At 60.7% G+C, this 23,268-nt stretch carries 21 protein-coding genes and 1 riboswitch; of the genes, 8 read left to right on the top strand and 13 right to left on the bottom strand.

What is annotated here, in order from left to right; translation table 11 throughout:
* Positions 1 to 31 precede the first annotated feature (31 nt).
* On the bottom strand, positions 32 to 1,438 hold the full coding sequence (locus tag AC07S6_RS05870; protein WP_495111914.1) for an adenosylmethionine--8-amino-7-oxononanoate transaminase: 1,407 nt from the start codon (positions 1,436 to 1,438) through the stop codon (positions 32 to 34).
* 272 nt (positions 1,439 to 1,710) lie between these two features.
* Here AC07S6_RS05870 and AC07S6_RS05865 point away from each other — a divergent pair, with 272 nt between their 5' ends.
* Both AC07S6_RS05865 and AC07S6_RS05860 read left to right on the top strand, forming a co-directional pair.
* Positions 1,711 to 2,262: a cytochrome b gene (locus tag AC07S6_RS05865; protein ID WP_014720299.1), complete on the top strand. Its 552-nt coding sequence runs from the start codon at positions 1,711 to 1,713 to the stop codon at positions 2,260 to 2,262.
* A gap of 32 nt (positions 2,263 to 2,294) precedes the next feature.
* On the top strand, positions 2,295 to 2,894 hold the full coding sequence (locus AC07S6_RS05860) for a YceI family protein (RefSeq protein WP_495111913.1): 600 nt from the start codon (positions 2,295 to 2,297) through the stop codon (positions 2,892 to 2,894).
* 142 nt (positions 2,895 to 3,036) lie between these two features.
* Here the strand turns inward: AC07S6_RS05860 and rhlE2 are convergent, their stop codons facing one another.
* From rhlE2 to ahcY, 5 genes are all read right to left on the bottom strand, one after another.
* Positions 3,037 to 4,920, bottom strand: a complete 1,884-nt coding sequence (gene rhlE2 / locus AC07S6_RS05855; RefSeq protein WP_236452432.1) for an RNA helicase RhlE2 — start codon at positions 4,918 to 4,920, stop codon at positions 3,037 to 3,039.
* Positions 4,921 to 5,142: 222 nt separating this feature from the next.
* The gene (locus AC07S6_RS05850) at positions 5,143 to 5,946 is read right to left on the bottom strand and encodes a substrate-binding periplasmic protein (RefSeq protein ID WP_314548976.1); all 804 of its coding nucleotides are present in this window, start codon (positions 5,944 to 5,946) and stop codon (positions 5,143 to 5,145) included.
* A 63-nt stretch (positions 5,947 to 6,009) separates the two neighbouring features.
* Positions 6,010 to 7,092 carry a hypothetical protein gene (locus AC07S6_RS05845; protein ID WP_495111912.1) on the bottom strand — a complete coding sequence of 361 codons (1,083 nt, stop codon included), beginning with the start codon at positions 7,090 to 7,092 and terminating at the stop codon, positions 6,010 to 6,012.
* A gap of 79 nt (positions 7,093 to 7,171) precedes the next feature.
* Complete coding sequence (gene metF, locus AC07S6_RS05840; RefSeq protein WP_034129073.1) at positions 7,172 to 8,017, bottom strand: methylenetetrahydrofolate reductase [NAD(P)H]; 846 nt, start codon at positions 8,015 to 8,017, stop codon at positions 7,172 to 7,174.
* A gap of 178 nt (positions 8,018 to 8,195) precedes the next feature.
* Positions 8,196 to 9,605, bottom strand: a complete 1,410-nt coding sequence (ahcY, locus tag AC07S6_RS05835; RefSeq protein ID WP_003194990.1) for an adenosylhomocysteinase — start codon at positions 9,603 to 9,605, stop codon at positions 8,196 to 8,198.
* Between the two features lie 21 nt (positions 9,606 to 9,626).
* Positions 9,627 to 9,733: riboswitch (S-adenosyl-L-homocysteine riboswitch) on the bottom strand.
* Between the two features lie 198 nt (positions 9,734 to 9,931).
* On the opposite strand from ahcY, the gene AC07S6_RS05830 reads away from it, so the two are divergent.
* Positions 9,932 to 10,336: an acyl-CoA thioesterase gene (locus tag AC07S6_RS05830; RefSeq protein WP_034128915.1), complete on the top strand. Its 405-nt coding sequence runs from the start codon at positions 9,932 to 9,934 to the stop codon at positions 10,334 to 10,336.
* Between the two features lie 76 nt (positions 10,337 to 10,412).
* On the top strand, positions 10,413 to 11,300 hold the full coding sequence (locus tag AC07S6_RS05825; protein WP_034128914.1) for a formate/nitrite transporter family protein: 888 nt from the start codon (positions 10,413 to 10,415) through the stop codon (positions 11,298 to 11,300).
* Here AC07S6_RS05825 and AC07S6_RS05820 read toward each other — a convergent pair.
* Positions 11,294 to 12,553 (bottom strand): cation:proton antiporter, encoded by a 1,260-nt coding sequence (locus AC07S6_RS05820; protein ID WP_034128913.1) that lies wholly within the window; start codon positions 12,551 to 12,553, stop codon positions 11,294 to 11,296. The genes AC07S6_RS05825 and AC07S6_RS05820 overlap by 7 nt on opposite strands.
* Before the next feature lie 103 nt (positions 12,554 to 12,656).
* Between AC07S6_RS05820 and AC07S6_RS05815 the strand changes: the two genes are divergently transcribed.
* Together AC07S6_RS05815 and AC07S6_RS05810 are read left to right on the top strand one after the other, a co-directional pair.
* Positions 12,657 to 13,490, top strand: coding sequence for an EamA family transporter (locus tag AC07S6_RS05815; RefSeq protein ID WP_495111911.1), 834 nt, complete (start codon positions 12,657 to 12,659; stop codon positions 13,488 to 13,490).
* 29 nt (positions 13,491 to 13,519) lie between these two features.
* Positions 13,520 to 13,906 (top strand): MAPEG family protein, encoded by a 387-nt coding sequence (locus tag AC07S6_RS05810; RefSeq protein ID WP_197883579.1) that lies wholly within the window; start codon positions 13,520 to 13,522, stop codon positions 13,904 to 13,906.
* Positions 13,907 to 14,191: 285 nt separating this feature from the next.
* Here the strand turns inward: AC07S6_RS05810 and mltA are convergent, their stop codons facing one another.
* On the bottom strand, positions 14,192 to 15,385 hold the full coding sequence (gene mltA, locus AC07S6_RS05805) for a murein transglycosylase A (RefSeq protein WP_034128910.1): 1,194 nt from the start codon (positions 15,383 to 15,385) through the stop codon (positions 14,192 to 14,194).
* A 128-nt stretch (positions 15,386 to 15,513) separates the two neighbouring features.
* Between mltA and AC07S6_RS05800 the strand changes: the two genes are divergently transcribed.
* Positions 15,514 to 15,963, top strand: a complete 450-nt coding sequence (locus AC07S6_RS05800) for a c-type cytochrome (protein ID WP_034128909.1) — start codon at positions 15,514 to 15,516, stop codon at positions 15,961 to 15,963.
* A 6-nt stretch (positions 15,964 to 15,969) separates the two neighbouring features.
* Here AC07S6_RS05800 and AC07S6_RS05795 read toward each other — a convergent pair whose 3' ends face one another.
* The 5 genes from AC07S6_RS05795 to AC07S6_RS05775 all read right to left on the bottom strand — a co-directional run bounded on the left by AC07S6_RS05795 (position 15,970) and on the right by AC07S6_RS05775 (position 20,930).
* Positions 15,970 to 16,365 carry a DUF1090 domain-containing protein gene (locus AC07S6_RS05795; RefSeq protein ID WP_034129072.1) on the bottom strand — a complete coding sequence of 132 codons (396 nt, stop codon included), beginning with the start codon at positions 16,363 to 16,365 and terminating at the stop codon, positions 15,970 to 15,972.
* A 36-nt stretch (positions 16,366 to 16,401) separates the two neighbouring features.
* Positions 16,402 to 18,066 (bottom strand): NAD-dependent DNA ligase LigB, encoded by a 1,665-nt coding sequence (gene ligB / locus AC07S6_RS05790; protein WP_495111910.1) that lies wholly within the window; start codon positions 18,064 to 18,066, stop codon positions 16,402 to 16,404.
* 95 nt (positions 18,067 to 18,161) lie between these two features.
* Positions 18,162 to 18,512 carry a DUF1090 family protein gene (locus tag AC07S6_RS05785; RefSeq protein ID WP_054899039.1) on the bottom strand — a complete coding sequence of 117 codons (351 nt, stop codon included), beginning with the start codon at positions 18,510 to 18,512 and terminating at the stop codon, positions 18,162 to 18,164.
* Between the two features lie 212 nt (positions 18,513 to 18,724).
* A complete protein-coding gene (gene metK / locus AC07S6_RS05780; protein WP_003194964.1) occupies positions 18,725 to 19,915 on the bottom strand; it encodes a methionine adenosyltransferase in 1,191 nt (396 codons plus the stop codon).
* A 19-nt stretch (positions 19,916 to 19,934) separates the two neighbouring features.
* Positions 19,935 to 20,930, bottom strand: coding sequence for an ArsR/SmtB family transcription factor (locus tag AC07S6_RS05775; protein WP_003194962.1), 996 nt, complete (start codon positions 20,928 to 20,930; stop codon positions 19,935 to 19,937).
* Positions 20,931 to 21,189: 259 nt separating this feature from the next.
* Between AC07S6_RS05775 and tkt the strand changes: the two genes are divergently transcribed.
* Positions 21,190 to 23,187: a transketolase gene (tkt, locus tag AC07S6_RS05770; RefSeq protein WP_495111909.1), complete on the top strand. Its 1,998-nt coding sequence runs from the start codon at positions 21,190 to 21,192 to the stop codon at positions 23,185 to 23,187.
* Positions 23,188 to 23,268 lie beyond the last annotated feature (81 nt).

Raw genomic sequence — 23,268 nt, 5'->3', positions numbered from 1 at the left:
AGCAAGCTCGCTCCTACAAGGATTTAGGCAATCAACCCGGATCACGGAAGCCTGGATGGAAATCTTTCGGCACCGCCACACTGACCTTGCTGTTGGTGGCGATATCGATCCCCTCGCTGGCCACCTCGGCCAGAAAGTCGATCTGCTCGGGGGTAATTACATAAGGCGGCAGGAAATACACCACGCTGCCCAACGGCCGCAGCAGCGCACCGCGCTCCAGCGCGTGCTCGAAGACCTTCAGGCCACGGCGCTCCTGCCACGGGTAGGCGGCCTTGGTGGCTTTGTCCTGCACCATCTCGATGGCCAGCACCATGCCGGTCTGGCGCACTTCCGACACGTGAGGATGGTCCACCAGGTGCGCGGTGGCGGTGGCCATACGCTGGGCCAGGGCCTTGTTGTTCTCGATGACGTTGTCTTCTTCAAAGATATCCAGCGTTGCCAACGCCGCCGCACAGGCCAGCGGGTTGCCGGTGTAGCTGTGGGAGTGCAGGAAGGCGCGCAGTGTGGGGTAGTCATCGTAGAACGCGCTGTAGACGTCTTCCGTGGTAACCACCGCGGCCAGCGGCAGGTAACCGCCGGTAAGGGCCTTGGACAAGCACAGGAAGTCCGGGCGGATGCCGGCTTGTTCACAGGCAAACATACTGCCGGTGCGGCCGAAGCCCACGGCGATTTCGTCGTGGATCAGGTGCACGCCGTAGCGGTCGCAGGCTTCGCGCAGCAGCTTGAGGTACACCGGGTGGTACATGCGCATGCCACCGGCGCCCTGGATCAGCGGTTCGACAATGACGGCGGCAACGGTGTCGTGATGGTCGGCCAGGGTCTGTTCCATCGCCATGAACATGATGCGCGAGTGTTCTTCCCAGCTCATGCCTTCGGGACGCAGGTAGCAGTCCGGGCTCGGCACCTTGATAGTGTCGAGCAGCAACGCCTTGTAGGTCTCGGTAAACAACGGCACGTCGCCCACCGACATCGCGGCGATGGTTTCGCCGTGGTAGCTGTTGGTGAGGGTGACGAAGCGCTTTTTGTTCGGCTGGCCGCGGTTGAGCCAGTAGTGGAAGCTCATCTTCAGCGCCACTTCGATGCAGGACGAACCGTTATCGGCGTAGAAGCAGCGGGTCAGCCCTTCGGGCGTCATCGCGACCAGGCGTTCGGACAGCTCGATCACCGGTTGATGGCTGAAACCGGCGAGGATCACGTGCTCCAGCTGATCGACCTGATCCTTGATACGCTGGTTGATCCGTGGGTTGGCGTGGCCGAATACGTTGACCCACCAGGAACTGACGGCATCGAGGTAGCGCTTGCCTTCGAAGTCTTCCAGCCATACGCCTTCACCGCGCTTGATGGGCACCAGCGGCAGTTGCTGGTGGTCTTTCATCTGGGTGCAGGGATGCCACAGCACCGCGAGGTCGCGTTGCATCCACTGGTTGTTCAAGCCCATCGGTGATCTCCTCGAAGCGGTCCTGCGGCGGGCACAGGCGAAACAATCGCGCAAGCCTATGCAATGGTGGCTCGGGTCACAAGCCATTGTGGGGAAATTCGGAGTAAATGCAGGACGGTCTGTCACGTTTCCCAGGGATAGTCTTAATCCCTTGTTAATTTATGATGCCTAGCCTCTTTATCGTATTTCTCGATATTTCAAAGCAAAATTTTCCGCTTTAATTCGATAGGTAAAGCGCTAGTCTTGGGCACAGTTCTTACGGGATTAAGTACATGCAGCTACGTAATTCGCCGGCCCGCTATGGTTGGGTCAGCATGGTTCTGCACTGGGGCGTAGCCCTGGTGGTGTTCGGTTTATTTGCCCTGGGCTTGTGGATGGTCGGTCTCGATTACTACAGCGCCTGGCGCAAAGATGCGCCCGACTTGCACAAGAGCATTGGCATCACGCTGTTCGCCATCATGCTGGTGCGGATCGTCTGGCGCCTGGTCAGCCCGCCGCCGCCACCACTGGCCAGCTATAGCCGCATGACGCGGATCGGCGCCGCGTTTGGGCACGCGTTCCTTTATGTCGGGCTGTTTGCCGTGATGATTGCCGGTTACCTGATTTCCACCGCAGACGGTGTCGGTATCCCGGTGTTTGGCCTGTTTGAAATTCCTGCCGTGGTTTCCGGTCTACCGGACCAGGCAGATACCGCGGGTTGGGTGCACCTGTACCTGGCCTGGGTGTTGGTGGTCTTCGCCGGCTTGCACGGCGTGGCGGCACTGAAACACCATTTTATCGATCGTGATGCGACCCTTGCGCGAATGCTGGGACGCAAAGCCTGATGTTCAACCTCGACTCACAAGGAATAGAAAGCATGTTGAAAAAAACACTCGCTGCGCTGGCAATCGGTTCTGCCCTGCTGTCCGCAGGTTCGGCGATGGCCGCTGACTACGTGATCGACAAGGAAGGCCAGCACGCCTTCGTCGATTTCAAAATCAGCCACCTGGGCTACAGCTACATCACCGGTACCTTCAAGGACCTGGATGGCAAGTTCAGCTTTGACGCCGCCAAGCCCGAAGACGCCAAGATTGAAGTCAACGTGCGTACTGCCAGCGTGTTCTCCAACCACGCCGAGCGCGACAAGCACGTCAACAGCAAGGACTTCCTGGAGTCGGGCAAATTCCCTGATGCCAAGTTCGTTTCCACCAGCGTCAAGCCAACTGGCAAAAATGCTGATGGCAAGCTGACTGCTGATGTGGCCGGGGACCTGACCTTCCACGGCGTGACCAAGCCGATCCTGGTCAAAGCCACGTTCCTGGGCGAAGGCAAGGATCCATGGGGCGGCTACCGTGCCGGCTTCGAAGGCACCACCAACATCAGCCGCAAGGAATTCAACAAGGACGGCATGGACGTAGGTCCACAGTCTGACAACGTGCAGTTGTACATCACGTTTGAAGGTGTGAAAGCGAAGTAATGCTTCGTATGTAGGAGCGAGCTTGCTCGCGAAGGCCGCAAGGACACCGCGTTAAACCAGAATGCCCGCGTTATCGTTGACGACCTTCGCGAGCTAGCTCCTACAGGCAAAAAAAACCCGTATCTCACGATACGGGTTTTTTTTATGCTTCGCGGTTGCGAGTCAGCAGCGCTGGTTTCTCACCACGAGGGCGGCCTGGCAGTTGATCCAACTGCTCAGGTGTCGGGAAGCGATCCGCTTTCGACTCCTTGTGGATGATCTTCGGCGCCGGGCCACCCCGTGGGTTTTGTACTGCAGGCTCGGACGAGCGAGGCTGATCGTCACGGGCAGGGCGGCGGTTGTTGCTGCGTGAATCTTCGCGACGGGCCTGGCCGTCACGCGGTGCGCCATTGCGCGGGCCGCTGCGCTTGGCAGGCGGGGTACCGGTGGTGCCGCCGCTGCTGTTGCGCGGGGCGTTCTGGCGACCGCCCTGTGGCTGGCCGCTACGTGGAGCGCCTGCGCCCTGGGCAGGAGCCCCTGGACGACGGCCACGGCCCTGGGCCGGTTTGGCCTGGGGCACGTAGTCGACGCGGTTACCGAAGTTATCGATATCGTCGTCAAGGAACTCGTCCGGGGCGCGGTCGGCCGCGGCGCGTGGTGGCTGGCTCGGCTGGCGCTGTTCGCGGGCCGGGGTGCCTTCACGGGGCTTCTGCTCACGGGCCGGGCGTTCGCCACGGCTGCTGCTCGCGGTTTTTTCCTTGCCCTTGTCCTTGCCTTTGTCGCGACGACCACCGCCACCACCGCCGCCGTTCGGGCCATCGCCCTTCGGACCACGTGGGTTGCGCGGGTTGCGCACATCCGGACGCTCGCGCGCTTCTGGCTTCTCGGCCTCCACGGCGCTGGCATCGAAGCCCATCAGGTCGCCATCGGCGATTTTCTGCTTGGTCATGCGCTCGATGCTTTTCAGCAGTTTTTCTTCGTCCGGCGCGACCAGCGAAATGGCCTCGCCCGAACGACCGGCACGGCCCGTACGGCCGATACGGTGCACATAGTCTTCATCGACGTTTGGCAGCTCGAAGTTGACCACGTGTGGTAACTGGTCGATATCCAGGCCGCGTGCGGCGATATCGGTGGCCACCAGGATACGCACGCTGCCGGCCTTGAAGTCGGCCAGGGCTTTGGTGCGCGCGTTCTGGCTCTTGTTGCCGTGGATGGCGACGGCGGTGAGGCCGTGCTTGTCCAGGTACTCGGCCAGGCGGTTGGCGCCGTGCTTGGTACGGGTGAACACCAACACCTGTTCCCACGCGCCGTGGGTGATCAGGTGCGCCAGCAGCGAGCGCTTGTGGCTGGCGGCCAGGCGGAACACGCGTTGCTCGATACGCTCGACCGTGGTGTTCGGCGGCGTGACTTCGATGCGCTCGGGGTTGTGCAGCAGCTTGCCGGCCAGGGCGGTGATGTCGTTGGAGAACGTTGCCGAGAACAGCAGGTTCTGACGTTTGGCCGGCAGGCGGGCGAGGACCTTTTTCACGTCATGGACAAAGCCCATGTCGAGCATGCGGTCGGCTTCGTCCAGCACGAGGATTTCCACGTGGGACAAATCGACGCTGCCTTGGCCGCACAGGTCGAGCAAACGACCCGGGCAGGCTACCAGCACGTCGACGCCACGGGACATGGCCTGAACCTGTGGGTTCATGCCGACGCCGCCGAAGATGCAGGCGCTGACGAACTTCAAGTCGCGGGCATACAGCTTGAAGCTGTCGTGCACTTGAGCGGCGAGTTCGCGGGTTGGGGTCAGGACCAGTACACGCGGTTGGCGCGGGCCGTGACGTTGGGATTTGTCCGGGTGACCGTTGGGAAACAACCGCTCCAGGATCGGGAGGGCGAAACCGCCGGTTTTACCAGTACCTGTCTGAGCCGCGACCATCAGGTCGCGACCTTGCAACACGGCGGGAATGGCCCGCTGTTGCACCGGAGTAGGCTCGGTATAGCCCGCTGCCTCGATGGCGCGGACTAAAGCCTCGGAGAGACCGAGGGAAGCAAAGGACATGAGTAATCCTGTTTTAGTTAGGGCTTGGCCCAAAGGGATAATCTTGCCGGGCGTGAATGGCGCTTAGGGGAGCGCAACCCCGTCCGGTCCTGCTGCGTCTGGCGGGCACTCCATCGGCTCGCGCGGGCTGCAAAGCTGCGCAGTAGCTGGGTTGGGTGCCGTTTTCAAGACCCGAGCGGCCGGGCGTAAGCCTGGCGGAAAGGCCGCAGTATAACAGAGCAATCACTGCGCGCTGCTTTCCTGCTGCTCAACGGCGTGTTCGGGGGCTGGTATGGGTGCCGTTTGCTCGTGCATCCGCCCATATTTGGCGCTCAATGTGGCATAGGCGGGCTCTTGCTTGAAGCGCTTGAGCTCGGCGGCAAAGCGTTGCACCAGCAGGTCCATGCCTGCGCCACGGCGTACCGCAAGAAATTGCTGCTGGCGGCTGACCACCACCGATGCCTGGCTGACTTTACCTTCCAGGCCCAGGGCCTTGAGCACGTGGTGCCCCACGCGCCGGTCAGTCACCACCATATCGACGCGCCCCAGCATGAGTTTGCCAAAGTTGGCTTCATGGCTGGGGGCGGGTTCGCGCTGGAAGGTGTTGGACTTACTGAACGCGTCGCCATAAAGGTAACCAGGTGAAACGCCAACAGTCAGGCCGCGCAGGTCGTCGAGCGTGGCGGCGGGGTGAGGGCGTTCGTTGGCATAGAACAAGACAAATTCGACTTCCGACAACGGCTCGCTGGGATAGAGCAGCAACGCGTCGCGCTCCTGGCTGTGAAAGATATCCAGCGCGCCGTCGGCGTGGCCCTGGTCGAGCATCGCCAGGCAGCGCTTCCAGGGCAGGAACTGCCATTGCACCTCCACCCCCAGGCGTTGGAACACGATCAGGGTGGTTTCATAATCCAGGCCGGCCATGGTGCCGTTGTCTTCGTAGACATAGGGCGCCCAGGGTTCGGTGACAATGCGCAGTTTCTCGCCATGAGCGGCCAGGCTCAGGCAAGAAAACAGCACAGCGGTCAACAGCTTGAAGAGGACGGGCATACCCTGAGGTTACGACGCTCCCCGAAGAAAGAGAAGCTCTGGCACGCGCATTGGCGGGCGGTCTTACTTCGCGGGAGCGTTCAGCAGGTGTTGGTGGATCGCGGCCCGGCGCTCACCCAGAATCAAACGCACCACGGGGTTGGCGAACCAGTGTTCCAACTGGTGGGCATCAATCGGGCGCTTCTGGCGTTCTTCCTGGTTTTGTCGGGCCTTGTCCCACCAAACCGGGCCGCACGCCTGGTCGAACTCGTTTTCGTGTTCGTAGCAGCCGTAGAGAATCTCGCGGATGAACTGTTGCTGATGCTTGGGCAGCAGCAGGGTGATCAGCTTGTACATCAAACGCTGCAAACGCGGCGGGCGCGGCAGGTGCGAGGAGACTTGGCGCGTATCGGCCAGGGCTTGTGCACTGGTGGGTGCGCTGGCGTGCTTGGCGATCCACGCCTTGACCTTGGCCCGGAACAGCTGTTTGCGGCTCCAGTAATGGTGGATCAGGTCGGGGCACTCGCGCACCTTGAGGGTACGGTAGGCGGCGATGGACAGGCAGAACTCTTCCAGGGTGTAGGCGCCCTGGGCGTGGGGGAACAGTTCATCCATCAACTCGATGGAGTGGTCGAGGATGTGCGCATCCTGTTGGGTCAGGCCCATGACGCCGGAGTTGAGGGTCATCATGTCATCGTCGGCCACGCCCATGTCCAGCAGGCGCTGGCGCAGGGCGGTGTAGAGGATGCTTTCGTGATTGTCGCCGTACTTGGTGTAGAAAGCGTTGCACAGCAGGGTGCCGGGCTGTACGCGTTCGAACAGGGCCATGGGCGAATGATGGAAGAAGGTGTCGGTGTCGATCAGCAGTGCTACCGGGGATTCTTGCAGCACCTGGCGCAGCACCACGTGTTTGGTACGAAAGTGATAGCCGTGGGGCCCGCTCCAGCGTTTGCGGGTGGCCTCGTCCAGCGGGCGGACGCGCACCGGCAGCAAGCGATAGGGTTCGGGGTTGTCGCTGAATACCTGAATGTCGATGTTCGCGTCCGGCGTGTCCTGCAGGAATGCCAGTGCGCTGGCGATGCTGAATACGGCTTCCTGATGGTAGGTGTCGGCGCCGAAGACCAGGTAGACCAGTTGCGGGCGGGACGTCGAGGGCACTGTATTCATGGACTGCGGGGTTCCGTGGGTAACGTAAAACGACAAAGGCCCTCGTCAGAACGAGGGCCTTGGTACAACCGGTCAAGCGTTAACGTGGCAGCTTGAGGTTGTTCCAGATGGCAAGGCTGGGTTCAGCCTGGTTCAGGGTATAGAAATGCAACCCTGGTGCACCACCTTGCAACAATTGCTCACACATCTCGGTGATGACCTGCTCGCCGAACGCCTGGATGCTTTTGACGTCATCGCCATAGGCTTCCAGTTGCTTGCGCACCCAGCGCGGGATCTCTGCGCCGCAGGCGTCGGAGAAGCGCGCCAGCTTGCTGTAATTGGTGATCGGCATGATGCCCGGCACGATCGGGATGTTCACGCCCATCGCCCGTACACGCTCGACGAAGTAGAAGTAGCTGTCGGCGTTAAAGAAATACTGGGTGATTGCACTGTCGGCGCCGGCATTGGCCTTGCGCACGAAGTTCTGCAAATCGTCTTCGAAATTGCGCGCCTGAGGGTGCATCTCCGGGTAAGCGGCTACTTCGACATGGAAGTGATCGCCACTTTCTTCGCGGATGAAGCTCACCAGGTCGTTGGCGTAGCGCAGCTCACCGCTGGCCATGCCCATACCTGATGGCAGGTCGCCACGCAGGGCAACGATGCGCTTGATGCCGGCGGCTTTGTATTGGGTCAGCAGGCTACGCAGGTCGGCCTTGCTGTCGCCCACGCAGGACAAATGCGGAGCGGCGGGAACTTTGACTTCACTTTCAAGCTGCAACACGGTGTTGATTGTGCGATCACGGGTCGAACCGCCAGCGCCGTAGGTGCAGGAGAAGAAGTCAGGGCTGAAGCTGGCCAACTGCTTGGCAGTCGCCATCAGTTTTTCATGCCCAGCATCGGTCTTGGTCGGGAAGAACTCGAAGCTGTAGCGACGGTCTTGGGACATGGTCATACCCTTGGAAACTCGAAAGCCTGGAAGGCATACGCAATCGATGCGGGTGCCTGGCTTTCTGTGGGAGCTGGCTTGCCTGCGATAGCATCAGCTCGGTGTTACTGGAACACCGAGGCGTCTGCATCGCGGGCAAGCCCGGCTCCCACAGAAGAGCCGGCGCCAGCAAGGCCGATCAGTAGCGGTAAGCGTGCGGCTTGAACGGGCCTTCAACCGTCACGCCGATGTAGTCGGCCTGGGTCTTGGTCAGTTGAGTCACCACACCGCCGAAGCCGCGGACCATTTCCAGGGCCACTTCTTCGTCGAGTTTCTTCGGCAGTACTTCCACAGTCAGGCGCTCGGCTTTCTGGGCTGGCGACAGGTCGGCGTACTTCTGTTCGAACAGGAAGATCTGCGCCAGCACCTGGTTGGCGAACGAGCCATCCATGATGCGGCTTGGGTGACCAGTGGCGTTGCCCAGGTTCACCAGGCGGCCTTCGGCCAGCAGGATCAGGTAGTCATCATTCTGTGGGTCGAAATCACCAGCGCCGGTACGGTGAACCTTGTGTACCTGCGGCTTCACTTCTTCCCATGCCCAGTTCTTGCGCATGAAAGCGGTGTCGATCTCGTTGTCGAAGTGACCGATGTTGCAGACAACGGCGCGCTTCTTCAGGGCCTTGAGCATGTTCGCATCGCACACATTCACGTTACCGGTGGTGGTGACGATCAGGTCGATCTTGCCCAGCAGGGCTGCGTCGATGCAGGCGGAGGTGCCGTCGTTCTGGCCGTTGATGAACGGCGAAACCACTTCGAAACCGTCCATGCAGGCTTGCATGGCGCAGATCGGGTCGACTTCGGAGACCTTGACGATCATGCCTTCCTGACGCAGGGACTGGGACGAACCCTTGCCCACGTCACCGTAGCCGATCACCAGGGCTTGCTTGCCCGACAGCAGGTGGTCGGTGCCGCGCTTGATCGCATCGTTCAGGCTGTGACGGCAGCCGTACTTGTTGTCGTTCTTGCTCTTGGTCACCGAGTCGTTGACGTTGATGGCCGGGATTTTCAGCTCGCCCTTGGCCAGCATGTCCAGCAGGCGGTGTACGCCGGTGGTGGTCTCTTCGGTCACGCCGTGGACGCGGTCGAGGATCTGCGGGTATTTCTTGTGCAGCAACTCGGTGAGGTCGCCGCCGTCGTCAAGGATCATGTTGGCATCCCAAGGCGCGCCATCTTTGAGGATGGTTTGCTCCAGGCACCACTCGTACTCTTCTTCGGTCTCGCCTTTCCAGGCGAATACCGGGATACCGGCAGCAGCGATAGCGGCAGCGGCCTGGTCTTGAGTCGAGAAGATATTGCAGGACGACCAACGCACTTCGGCACCCAGAGCAACCAGGGTTTCGATCAGCACGGCAGTCTGGATGGTCATGTGGATGCAGCCGAGAATCTTGGCGCCCTTGAGCGGCTGCTCAGCGGCGTACTTGCGACGCAGGCCCATCAGGGCTGGCATTTCGGATTCGGCGATAAAGGTTTCGCGACGGCCCCAGGCAGCAAGGGACATGTCGGCGACTTTGTAGTCGTTGAAATCTGCAGGCGTCATTACAGCGCTCATAGAGAGCCTCCATTCGTAGTGTGCGAATGGGCGCCGTTGTGCGTTTAGTATCAGGCCAGGGCAACCAGGCCGGACAACGCCCCATCCGAGCCTGACAGGTTGAACCTGCTGCAGCGCCCCTCGGACAGGTGGCGGGAGAACGGTATCAATCGAAGATGACCGTTTTGAAGCGGAGGCGATTATAGCCGTGTAAGCGGCACTTCCCAAGCCTTTCTGTCGGCGGCATGAAGATCGTTCATGGGCTTGATAGCTAATGGTTCATAGAGCTTGGGTCCTTGCTCTGCCATGATGTTGCCTATCATTTGGCAAGACGCTTTGGAGTGACCATGAACTTCCACACCCGCAAATGGGTAAAACCCGAAGACCTCAACCCCAACGGCACACTGTTCGGCGGCAGTCTGTTGCGCTGGATCGACGAAGAAGCGGCCATCTACGCCATTGTCCAACTCGGCAACCAGCGCGTGGTCACCAAGTACATCTCGGAAATCAACTTTGTCAGCGCCTCGCGCCAGGGCGACATCATCGAGCTGGGGATCACGGCCACCGAGTTTGGTCGTACCTCTATTACCCTGACCTGTGAAGTGCGTAACAAGATCACGCGCAAAAGCATCCTGACGGTAGAAAAAATGGTCTTCGTCAACCTCGGCGAAGACGGTTTGCCCGCGCCTCACGGCCGTACAGAGATCAAGTACGTCAAGGATCAGTTCCAGGAAGACGGCCTCAGCGAGTAATCCCGCGCAGGACCAGTGAACGCTCTTCATCAACCATAGGTCGTACCTGAACATCGCCCCCCGTTCAGGTATCACCATGGCTACGCAAGAAGACGGCAAGACCCCCAACCTGTCCCAGGAAGAGCAGCAGGACGTCGACAAGAACCAGCCGCCCCGCGCAGCGGTATTGCACGAAATCATTCGTACCCAGGGCGACCAGGAGCTGGAGCGCAGTGTCGCCGCGTTGTGGTGGTCGGCCTTGGCAGCCGGGCTGACCATGGGCTTGTCACTGATGGCCATGGGGCTGCTCAATTCACGCCTGCCTGAGGGCGAAGCCTTCAAGGTAATTGCCAGCTTCGGCTACTGCGCGGGCTTCCTCGCGGTGATCCTGGCACGCCAGCAACTGTTTACCGAAAACACCCTGACCGCCGTGCTACCGGTGATGAGCAAGCCAACCCTGGCGAATGCCGGGCGTCTGTTGCGGCTGTGGTCAGTGGTGCTGGTGGGCAACCTGTGTGGCACCTTGCTGGTGGCTTACGTGATGCTGCACCTGCCGATCTTCGATACCAAGACCGACCTGGCCTTCCTCGAGATCGGGCGCAAGGTCATGGAGAACGACCCCGCGCAGATGTTCGCCAAGGGCATCGTCTCCGGTTGGATGATCGCCACCATGGTCTGGATGATCCCGTCGATGGAGAGTGCCAAGCTGTGGATCATCATTCTGATCACCTACTTCATGGCGCTGGGTGACTTCACCCATATCGTCGTCGGTTCAGCCGAAGTGTCCTACCTGGTATTTGCCGGCGAATTGCCATGGAAGGATTTCTGGCTGGTCTTCGCCGGGCCGACCCTGGCCGGCAACATCATCGGCGGCAGTTTCATCTTCGCGTTGATCAGCCATGCGCAGGTTCGCAGCGAAAGCAGCCTGCCAGGTAAAAAGGCTGCGGACCCGAGGCATCCGCAGCAGATCAACAAGGATCAGTGATGCTCAGGCGTGGCCTGGGGTTCGTCCCGGGTCACGTGCTTGACCAGCTTGCCGATGCTCAACCCCTGCAACAGGATCGAAGACAGCACCACGATGTAGGTGATGCTCAGCAACAAGTCACGCTCCGGGCCCAGAGGCAGGGCCAAGGCCAGTGCCACCGAGACGCCGCCGCGCAGGCCACCCCAGGTGAGGATGCGGATAGTGCCGCGTGGCACCGTGCGCCAACGGCGCAGCAACAGGATCGCCGGGGCCACGGTCAGCAGGCGCGAGAGCAGGATCGCCACTGCCAGCAGGCTGGCCGCGAACACGTGCAGCCAGTTGAATGGCAATAGCAGCAGCTCCATGCCGATCAGCGCAAACAGCAAGGCATTGAGCATGTCATCGAGCAGTTCCCAGAAACCATCCAGGTAGCGACGCGTCATGTCGTTCATCGCCAGCTTGCGTCCCAGGTTACCGATGATCAGCCCCGCGACCACCATCGCAATCGGTGCGGACACATGCAGCTCCGAGGCCATGGCCGAGCCGCCGATCACCAGGGCGAGGGTCAGCATGACTTCGATCTGGTGCTGTTCGATGCTCTTGATCATCAGGTACACGAGATAGCCGATCAGCCCGCCAAACAGCACGCCGCCAATGGCTTCGTGGGCAAACAGCATGGCCGTGGCGCTCACGGTGGGCGTCTCACCCAACTGCGCGATACCCAGCAGCACGGTAAACACCACCACGGCGGTGCCGTCATTGAACAGCGACTCGCCGACGATGGTGGTTTTCAGCGGCTTGGAGGCATTGGCGGTCCGCAGCACGCCGAGCACCGCAATGGGGTCGGTGGGGGAAATCAGCGCGCCGAACAGCAAGCAGTAAAGGAAGCTCACGTGCCAGCCAAACAGGGCGAAGATGTAGTACGCCAGGCTGCCGATCACCACGGTGGCGATCAATACGCCAAAGGTTGCCAGCAGGCCGATGGGCCAGCGGTAGCTGCGCAAGTCGTTCAAGTTGACGTGCAAGGCGCCGGCGAACAGCAGGAACGACAGCATCCAGTTCATCAGCAAATCGCCGAAGTCGATCTGGCCGATCAACTGCTGGATACGTTCTTCCAGGCCTGGGTAGCCGAGCACGCTCAGGCCTTGCAGGATCAGCGAGAACAACAGTGCGGTGACCATCACGCCAATGGTGGGCGGCAGGCCGATAAAGCGGAAGTTCACATAAGTGAGCAGGGTGGTGAGGCAGATGAAGGCGGCGACAAGTTCAAGCATCCGGGGTCCTTGGAGCAGGGAAATATAGGCGCACGGGGTGCGTCGAATCGGTGGTTAGTATAAACAGGTGCTGTTACATGACGTATCAATTAAGGAGGTTCTGGTGGTAGCGACAGCCCTGGTGCTGGTAGCGGCGCTGTTGCATGCGACGTGGAACACCTTGATCAAGTTCAGTGGCGAGCGCCTTTTAGTCATTGCCTGCATGGACAGTGTGGCGCTGCTGTTCGTGGTGTTCGCGGTGGGCTTCGTGTCCTTGCCGCCGCTGGACATCTGGCCTTGGATCATGGCCTCTGCGCTGTTTGAATTGCTCTATCGCTATTTGTTGATCCAGGCCTATCGGGTGGGTGACCTGGGCCTGGTGTATCCGTTGATGCGCGGTTTATCGCCGCTAGTGGTGCTGGTGCTGACCCTGGTGTTTGCCGGCGAAGTGTTGAGTAGCCAGCAGATTCTGGGGATTCTGCTGATTCCGTTCGGCATGGTGTGCCTGCTGTGGCAGGGCGGCGGCGGTGACCGGTTGCCCTGGTCGATGCTACCGGTGGTGGTGTTGATTGGTCTGTGCATCGGCTGCTACACCTTTCTGGACGGGCAGGCGCTGCGGCGCTGGTCGCATCCGCTGGATTACCTGGTGTGGATGACGCTGATCAGCGCCTGGCCGTTTCCGTTGCTGGCGCTGGTGCGCGAGCGTGCAGCCTTCAGCCTGTTCTGGCGCACCCAGTGGCGGTTGGGCTTGAGCGTGGGGCTGTGCGTGTTGTTGAGCTACGCTTTGGTACTTTGGGCCATGCAGTTGGGCTCGATTGCCGAAGCCGCCGCGCTGCGCGAAGTCAGTGTGATTCTGGTGGTGCTGTTCGGTATGCGTTACTTGAAAGAACCTTTTGGCCGTCCACGGCTCATAGCCTGTGGGGTGGTGTTGATTGGCATGTTGGTGATGAAACTCTAACCGTCGGATAAAACTAAAAGGAATCGGTGATGACAGTCGCTTTATGGTGTGTATTGATCGCAATCTTTCTGCCGTACATTTGCACCGGTGTGGCCAAGTTCAGCACAGGCAAGTTCGGGCCACGGGATAACCACGACCCGCGTGCCTTCCTCGATAGCCTGGAAGGCGTCGCCAAGCGTGCTCATAGCGCGCAACTCAACAGTTTCGAAGTGACCCCGGCGTTTGCCGCTGCAGTCATCATTGCGCACCTGGCCGGCAACGCCGAACTGGTGACGATCAACGTGCTGGCAGTGCTGTTTATCACCAGCCGCCTGCTGTACATCATCTGCTACCTGGCGGACTGGGCGATCTTGCGTTCGCTGGTGTGGGCCGTGGGTATGGCGTTGATTGCGAGTTTCTTCTTCGTTTCGATCTGAGGGACGCCGCCGTCGCTATGCGGGAGGGAGCAAGCCCTAATGCCAGTCAGTTAAGAGCTAGAGCAGACAGCCAGTGACTTGTGGCGAGGGAGCTTGCTCCCGCTGGACTGCGTAGCAGTCCCATTTTTGGGGCCGCTTCGCGCCCCAGCGGGAGCAAGCTCCCTCGCCACAGTTACCGATTCTGTCTTAACTGACTGGCATTAGGGCAAGCCCGCTCCCACAGGGGATTTGCGATAACTGACTGGGTTCAGGGCGCGCCTCTCCCACATTGATTATCAGCGATTGTCAGGTTCCGGCAGGCGCATCTGGCACCTGGGGCAACGCCGCGCCTTTGGGCCACAGCATCCAGATCTGCCCTTGCTGTTTCATATTCCCCGCCAACTCGCCTGCGGCATTGCCTGTGCCCCAGAACAGATCTGCGCGCACTTCTCCGGTGATTGCGCCGCCGGTATCCTGCGCGGCGACGGGGCGTGCCAGTGGCGTGCCGTCTGGTTTGGTGGTCGACAACCACAACAGGCTGCCCAGCGGAATCACCTTGCGATCCACTGCCACACTGTAGCCAGCGGTCAATGGCACGTTCAGCGAACCGCGCGGGCCTTCGTTGCTGTCGGGGCGGGCGCTGAAGAATACGTAGCTGGGGTTGCTCGCCAACAGTTCTGGAATGCGCTGCGGATGGGCCTTGGCCCAGGCGCTGATGGCACCCATGGTCACGTCTTCTTTTTTCAGTTCGCCTTGTTCCACCAACCAACGGCCAATAGGGCGGTACGGGTAGCCGTTCTGGTCGCCGTAACCCACACGCAGTTGACGCCCGCCGGCCAGTTGAATACGCCCCGAGCCCTGGATTTGCAGGAACTGCAGATCCATCGGGTCGGTCAGCCAGGCGATCGGCTTGGCGGTGGAGCCTTGGCTGTTGAGAGTGCTGGCGTCGTCATACGGCTTGAGCACACGGCCTTCCAGGCGCCCGCGCAGGCGCTTGCCCTTGAGCTCCGGATAGATGCTTTCGAGGTTGACGACAATCAGGTCGTCCGGCACGCCGTACACCGGCACGTGGGCGGTGGCGGTCTTGGTCAGGCTGCCGGGGTAGACCGGCTCGTAATAACCCGTGATCAAGCCGTTTGGCGTGTTGTTGGCCGAACGCAGGCCGAAGACATCCAGGTGTTCCTTGAGAAAGCTACGAACCGCTACGGCATCGCCCGGTACGCTGGCCGCTGTCGCGCAGGTCGGGCCCCAGATCGGGTCGGCCTTGAGGCGCTGGCAGGCGCTGCGCCAGGATTCAAACCCGGCGAGCAAGTCGCTGTCGGAAACGCTCGGCAGGGCTTCCCACGGTGCGCTCACATAGGTGGCAACGGCGTGAGGTTTGGTTGGCTCCTGGGCAACTTCTTTATCGGTGTCTTTACCGGCATCGCAGCCAGCCAGTAGCGCGAACATTGGCAGAGCCCAAGCCAGGCGGCGGCCCCAGGGTTTGAAGGTGACATTCATGCAAGCAATTCCTGAAACGATTGCCCGCGCTTCACTGCATCCGGGCAACCTTATTATTAATAGGGCTATTGGTCTTTGTGGGCGGTGCGAGGATACTGGCCGCCGTTTCCCGTGACCTTGAAGCCATGATGATGTTAAAAAAACTGACCGTTGTATTGCTGGCCTGCCTGGCTTTGTCTGCCTGTGGCGGTGTTGATCCCAATTCCCCCCTGGGCCAGCGCAAGGCGATTTTCAAGCAGATGCTCAAGACCGGTGAAGACCTGGGCGGCATGCTGCGCGGACGTATCCCATTTGATGGCGCCAAGTTCGCCGAGGGTGCGGTCAAGCTGGATGCGTTGTCCCATGAACCGTGGAAACATTTCCCGAGCGTACGCGAAGAAGACCACACCAGTGCCAAAGATGATGTGTGGCAAAAACAGGCGCAGTTCCAGCAACTGGCCCGCGAACTTGAGGCGGCCACCGGTGAATTGGTGATCGCCAGCCAGGTGCAACCTTATAAAGCCAGTAGCCTTCAACCTGCGGTGCAAAAAGTTGAAGATGCCTGCAGCGCCTGCCATAAACAGTTCCGCGATCATTGATCGGTTTTACTGGTCGAGTTCTTCCACGGCGTCCTGCAGCTCTTTACGCGAGTCGGCCAGCTTCTCCTTACGCTTGTTGATCTTGTCCGGGTCGCCTTTTTTCATGGCCTTGTCGAGGTCGGCCTGACGGCGGCTGACTTCGTGCTTGGCGTCGAGCACCTTGTTTTCACGTTCTTTCTTCAAGCCGGCATCGGTGCAGTGGGCGGTAACTTCGGCCAGGGCTTTTTCCAGGCCAGCCTGTTGCGCGCTGTTGCCGTGGGCCTTGGCTTGTTCGATCTGGCTGCTGATGGCCTGGCGCTTGGCGGCGCAGCCGGTGAGGGGTTGTGCGTCTTCGGCGGCCAACAGCGGCGTGGCCATGAAGCTCGCGAAGGTCAGCAAGGCAAAGGGGGCGAGAAATTTCATATAAGACTCCAGGTTCGCAATCAGGTGGCGGAGGGATCAAAACCCATCTATCCCGGCTCCGCGTAATGTTTCAGCCAAGGCTTGTACCTGCGGGTCGCGAAAAAAAGCGCTGAGTTGCGCCGCGCGTCCCGGGCCGATGCCATCTGAGGCCAGCCAGGCTTGAGTGTCTTTGGCGACCAGCGTCTGCCAGTCTCCTTCCAGGTTGTTGCGCGCCGCCGGCGGCACGCCCAAGGCCTTGAGCCATAGTGAAAAAGGGCGTTGCCGGGCGCTTTGAATACTGTCGAGCACCCGCGCACGGGTACGCTCGCCTAAGCCCTCAATGGTAGCAAGCTCGGCCGCATCAAGTGTCAACCAATCGAGAAAGCCTGCGATTAGACCGGCCTGGATCAATACGTTCCAGGTTTCGCGCCCCATGTGGGGCAAGGCCAGGCCGTGTTTACCGCTCAGCCAGGTGAGGCGGGCGAGCAGTTGGTCTTCGCAGCCAGTGTCCAGTTGCCAGCAGCTCAAGGCGTGGAAGTCTTGAGCGTTGGGTACCTGCACGTCCACGCGTGTCTCGTTGCGCAGGATCACCTCGTCCAGTCGCGGTATGACCTGGCCCGCCAGGCTGATCGACACCTGATCGCCGGGGCGGATATCCAGGGCTTGCCAGCGTTTCAGGGAGCCGACGCTCACTCGGCTGATCTGCCGATCATCCAGCCGTACGGGCTCCAATTCGAGAATAGGTGTAATACGCCCGGTACGTCCGATCCTGAACGCGACCTTGCGCACCAGGGCCAGTGCCTTGATGGCCGGGTACTTCCAGGCAACCGACCAGTAGGGCGCACTGGCTTGCCAGCGCTCGGCGGGCGCTCGCGCAGCCTGGTGCAGCACCACGCCGTCGCTGGCGAAGGGTAATGGCGCGTTGTACCAATGCGTGCGCCAATGCGCAGCTTCGCTGATGGTGCTGACGGGTTGGCTGTACTGTTGGCTATCGGTGAAGCCCCAGCGCGCCAAGGTGGCCAGGTGTTCGGTGAAATCCGTCGGGCCGTCGGGCCACGCCCAGACGAACAGGCCGATCCCGGCAGCCTCGGCATCGCTCAACCGACGACGGTTCATCAGGCCAGCCACTTTGCTGCGTGCATTGAGCCCGCCCTTGAGCGATTGCACATGGTGGTTGAGGCGCCAATAGAGTTCGCCTTGCAGCACCACATCAACGGCGTCGGGCAACTGTTGGACAATGCCGGGGATCTTGGCGGCGGAGGCTGACCAATCGTGGCCCAGCAGGCCGTCGCCCCGACTGATGAGCTGATGCAAGCGGCCCTGGCGATACACCAGTGTCACCGCAACGCCATCGACCTTGGGTTGAACCCATACATCCCGTCGAGTGCTGAGCCAGTCACTGACGGTCGACTCGCTCGGCAGCTTTTGCAGGCCAGTGTGTGCGACCGGGTGAGGTAAGGCACCGCGCGCACTGGCCAGCGGGTTATCAGGCTTGCGTGTCTGCTCGCGAGTGCATTCCTGCCAATGCGCCAGGCGTCTGCGGGCCTGGTCGTAGAGCTCATCGCTGACCAAGGCTTTGCCCTGTCGATGGTAGCTGTCGTCCCACTGCTGGATTTGCCTGGACAGGGTTTCCAACTGCAAGTGAACGTTATCCGGACAGGTTTCGGCCCAGGCCCAGGCTGGCAGGGCGCTTATGAGAGCAGCCAGTAATACGTGCATCATGAGCATCCTTGCTCGAAAAGGGCGCCCAGCCTAAGTGATCCACGCGCCCACAAAAAAGCCCCGACCGAGCGGGGCTTTTTACCGGGTATTTCTGTTTACTTGAACAGGCCGCCCAAGGCCTTCACAGCCTCATTGTTTTCCGCCTTGGCCTGCTGTTTTTGCTGCTTGGCGTCGACTTTTGCCTGGCTGTCGGCGAGTTTGTTGCAAGCTTTATTGACCTGCTCCAGCGCAGCCTCATATGCCCGCACTTTCAACAGATCGTTATTGGCATTGGCCGCGTCGATCTTGGCTTGCAGGTCTTTGGGTTGCTGTTGGCAGTCGCCGGCGTTGCCGCCACCGAGCTGGGCACTCAGGGCGCCGCTCAGCGCGTTCAGGTCAGCGGCCTGGGCCGACAGGGTGAACAGGCTGAGCAGAAGGGCGGCAGGGGCGAGCGTGGAAATGCGCATGAAAACCTCAATGTTCGATTGCCTGCGCGCTTATCCATCCCGGGCGGGCGCAGTGCAATATCCAAATAAGGTGAAGGGCCCGAGAGGGCGCGGATTCTAGTGGGCCATCATTTTGCCTGCAAGCCTTGGATCCAAAAAAGCCCGAAGAGGCCCTGCAGGCAACAAAAAGCCCCGCCAGGCAGACCTGGCGGGGCTCTCTTTACCGCGAACGATTACAGGCCGGCGGCGGTACGCAGGTCGTTGGCGCGGTCGGTTTTTTCCCAGGTGAAGGTACTGAAGGTGTCATCACCCACAGTCTTCTGCGCCGGGGTGCGGCCGAAGTGGCCGTAGGCTGCGGTTTCCTGGTACATCGGGTGCAGCAGGTCGAGCATGGTGGTGATCGCGTAAGGGCGCAGGTCGAAGATCTCACGCACCAGCTTGACGATCTTGTCATCGCTGATCTTGCCGGTGCCGAAGGTGTTCAGCGAGATCGACGTAGGCTGGGCGACGCCAATGGCGTAGGAAACCTGGATTTCGCAGCGCTCGGCCAGGCCGGCAGCCACGATATTCTTGGCCACATAACGACCGGCGTAAGCCGCAGAACGGTCAACCTTGGACGGGTCCTTGCCGGAGAACGCGCCACCGCCGTGACGGGCCATGCCGCCGTAGCTGTCGACGATGATCTTGCGGCCGGTCAGGCCGCAGTCGCCCACGGGGCCACCGATGATGAACTGGCCGGTCGGGTTGATGTGGAACTGGGTGTCCTTGGTCAGCAGCTCGGCAGGCAACACGTGCTTGACGATCAGTTCCATCACGCCTTCACGCAGGTCGGCGTAGGACACATCCGGGTTGTGCTGGGTCGACAGTACGACGGCGTCGATGCCCACGACTTTGCCGCCTTCGTAGCGGCAGGTCACCTGGGACTTGGCGTCAGGGCGCAGCCATGGCAGTACGCCGGATTTACGCGCCTCGGCCTGGCGTTGTACCAGCTGGTGCGAGAAGGTGATCGGCGCGGGCATCAGTACGTCGGTTTCGTTGCTGGCGTAGCCGAACATCAGGCCTTGGTCGCCGGCGCCCTGGTCTTCAGGCTTGGCCCGATCAACGCCCTGGTTGATGTCCGGGGACTGCTTGCCGATGATGTTCATCACACCGCAGGTTGCGCCGTCAAAGCCGACGTCGGAGCTGTTGTAGCCAATGTCGGTGATCACGTCACGCACGATCTGCTCCAGGTCGACCCAGGCAGTGGTGGTAACTTCGCCGGCGATGATCGCCACGCCCGTTTTCACCAGCGTCTCGCACGCCACACGGGCGAACTTGTCTTCAGCGATGATAGCGTCCAGCACCGCGTCAGAAATCTGGTCGGCGATTTTGTCCGGATGCCCTTCAGACACGGACTCGGAGGTGAAAAGGGAGTATTCGCTCATCTCGATGTTTTCCTGATATTTACCGATGGTGAGTGTCGCCAGCCGGTCGCTGAAAATGGCGGACCTGAATCTGGAAACCATTACGTAAACCTACATAGAGGCTTTCCCCGGGAACGAGTCCCGCAGCGGTGGCCCAACGGGCCAGATCGTCCTGTTCAAAACCCAGCCAGAGATCACCGCAGGCCTCCTTGGCCCAATTCTGGTTGTGGCTGCATAAATCCGTAACCAGCAGGCTACCGCCGGGGTGCAGCAACCCGGCCATTTGCTTGAGAGCTTCTGCCGGTGCGGCGAAATGGTGCAAGACCATGTTCAGCACCACGCAATCAGCTCGCAGGCCGGTGTCACTCAGGGCGTCGGCCAACTGTAGGCGCACATTGCCCAAGGCTTCGCGCTCACAGAGTTGGCGCGCCAGTTCAAGCATCGCCGGGCTGTTATCCAGCGCGGTGACCTGCTCGAAGCGACGCGCCAGTTCGGGCAGGAAACCGCCGTCGCCAGGGCCGACTTCCAAGGCCGTGGCCTCTTCACTGAAGCTCAGCTTGTCCAGCAGCGCCAGTACGCTTTCGCGGTACTGGGCCAAGCCGGCGATCAGATCCTGCTGGGCGCGAAACTTGTCGGCCACCCGTGAGAAAAAATCCTGGCTGGCGGCGGCGCGTTGTCCGTGCACCTGGCCGATGCGCGATTGCACATCGCCGGGCAGGCACAAGTTATCCACTTCGTCGAGCAGGGCAGCGTGCAATTTGCCGCCAAGCAGTTCGGTATGGGGTAGGGCACGCCGGTAGAAAATCGCATTGCCTTCGCGACGGGTAGCCACCAGGTCGGCCTGGGCCAGCACCTTCAAATGGTGGCTCATGCCGGACTGGCCGATGGCGAAGATCTGCGCCAGCTCCAGTACCCCGAAAGAATCGTTGGCCAGTGCGCGCAGTACGTTCAAGCGCAACGGATCGCCAGCGGCCTTGCACAAGGCAGCCAGTTCATCGCCGTCGTCAGGACGCAGGGAGGGCACGGGTAGGTTCATAAGGCCAGCAGTCTAGTGACGGGTGTAGATCCCCGCAAGGCCAATATCAAAAAGTTTTGATATTGATCGATAAGTGGCGGTTATAAGCTGTCGCTATAACCTTTAGACGAACCGGTTAAAGGTTTCTGCAAGGGATTGATGCCCAAAGCACAGGAAAAACGCCCTCAAGTGACTATCTGTCATTGCCCGCAGGCGGTGGCTGAGGGAAAATGCCGGTCCTTTTTTCCGTTTCTTTTCAGCAAACTCCAGGAGATCAGCGATGCCCAGCCGTCGTGAGCGTGCCAACGCCATTCGTGCCCTCAGCATGGATGCCGTGCAAAAAGCCAACAGCGGCCATCCCGGTGCCCCGATGGGCATGGCGGATATCGCCGAGGTACTTTGGCGTGACTACCTGAAACACAACCCCAGCAACCCGTCGTTCGCCGACCGTGACCGCTTCGTGCTGTCCAACGGCCACGGCTCGATGCTGATTTATTCGCTGCTGCACCTGACCGGCTACGATGTCACCATCGACGACCTCAAGAGCTTCCGTCAGCTGCACAGCCGCACCCCGGGCCACCCGGAATTCGGCTACACCCCGGGCGTCGAGACCACCACCGGTCCCCTGGGCCAAGGCTTGGCCAATGCGGTTGGTTTCGCCCTGGCGGAAAAAGTCCTGGGCGCGCAGTTCAACCGCCCTGGCCACGACATCGTTGACCACCACACCTACGTATTCCTGGGTGATGGCTGCATGATGGAAGGCATCTCCCACGAAGTCGCTTCCCTGGCCGGTACCCTGGGTCTGGGCAAGCTGATTGCGTTCTACGATGACAACGGCATCTCCATCGACGGTGAAGTCGAAGGCTGGTTCACCGACGACACGCCAAAGCGTTTCGAAGCCTACAACTGGCAGGTGATCCGCAACGTCGACGGCCACGATCCGGAAGAAATCAAGATCGCCATCGACACCGCTCGCAAGAGCGTGCAGCCAACCCTGATCTGCTGCAAGACCACCATCGGTTTCGGCTCGCCGAACAAGCAAGGTAAAGAAGATTGCCACGGCGCCCCACTGGGTGACGCGGAAATCGCCCTGACCCGCGAAGCGCTGAAGTGGAACCACGGCCCGTTCGAAATCCCGGCCGACATCTACGCTGAATGGGATGCCAAGGAAAAAGGCCTGGCGGCTGAATCCGAGTGGGACCAGCGTTTCGCTGCGTACTCCGCCGAATTCCCGGAATTGGCCAACGAGCTGGTACGCCGCCTGGCCGGTGACCTGCCTGCCGACTTCTCGGAAAAGGCCTCGGCCTACATCGCTGAAGTCGCGGCCAAGGGCGAGACCATCGCCAGCCGTAAAGCCAGCCAGAACACCCTGAACGCCTTTGGCCCGTTGCTGCCTGAGTTCCTCGGCGGTTCGGCTGACCTGGCCGGTTCCAACCTGACCCTGTGGAAGGGTTGCAAAGGTGTCTCGGCCGAAGACGCCAGCGGCAACTACATGTACTACGGCGTGCGCGAGTTCGGCATGAGCGCCATCATGAACGGCGTGTCCCTGCACGGCGGCCTGGTGCCATACGGCGCGACCTTCCTGATGTTCATGGAATACGCACGTAACGCCGTACGTATGGCGGCGCTGATGAAGAAGCGCGTGATCCACGTCTACACCCACGACTCCATCGGCCTGGGCGAAGACGGCCCGACGCACCAGCCGGTCGAGCAACTGACCAGCCTGCGCACCACGCCGAACCTGGATTGCTGGCGCCCAGCCGATGCGGTGGAATCCGCCGTGGCCTGGAAGCACGCCATCGAGCGCAAGGATGGCCCTTCGGCGCTGATCTTCTCGCGTCAGAACCTGCAGCACCAGGTGCGTACCGACGCGCAGATCGCCGACATCAGCCGTGGCGGTTATGTGCTCAAGGACTGCATCGGCGAGCCGGAGCTGATCCTGATCTCCACCGGTTCCGAAGTGGGCCTGACCGTTCAGGCGTACGACAAGCTGACCGAGCAAGGCCGCAACGTTCGCGTTGTGTCCATGCCGTGCACCAGCGTGTTCGAAGCCCAGGACGCCGGCTACAAGCAATCGGTATTGCCATTGCAGGTCAGTGCGCGTATCGCCATCGAAGCGGCTCACGCCGACTACTGGTACAAGTACGTGGGCCTGGAAGGCCGTGTGATCGGCATGACCACCTACGGTGAGTCGGCGCCGGCGCCAGCGTTGTTCGAAGAGTTCGGTTTCACCCTGGAAAACATCCTGGGTCAGGCTGAAGAGTTGCTGGAAGACTAAGTCAGTCTGCGTTGTCTGTACTGGCGCCATCGCGGGCAAGCCCGCTCCCACATTTGGATCGCGGTCCACTGTGGGAGCGGG

It is taken from the genome of Pseudomonas sp. GW821-FHT07B01 (genome assembly GCF_059419065.1).
The sequence above is the reverse complement of the archived record's forward strand: the minus strand, read 5'-3'. Positions and strand labels throughout refer to the sequence as shown.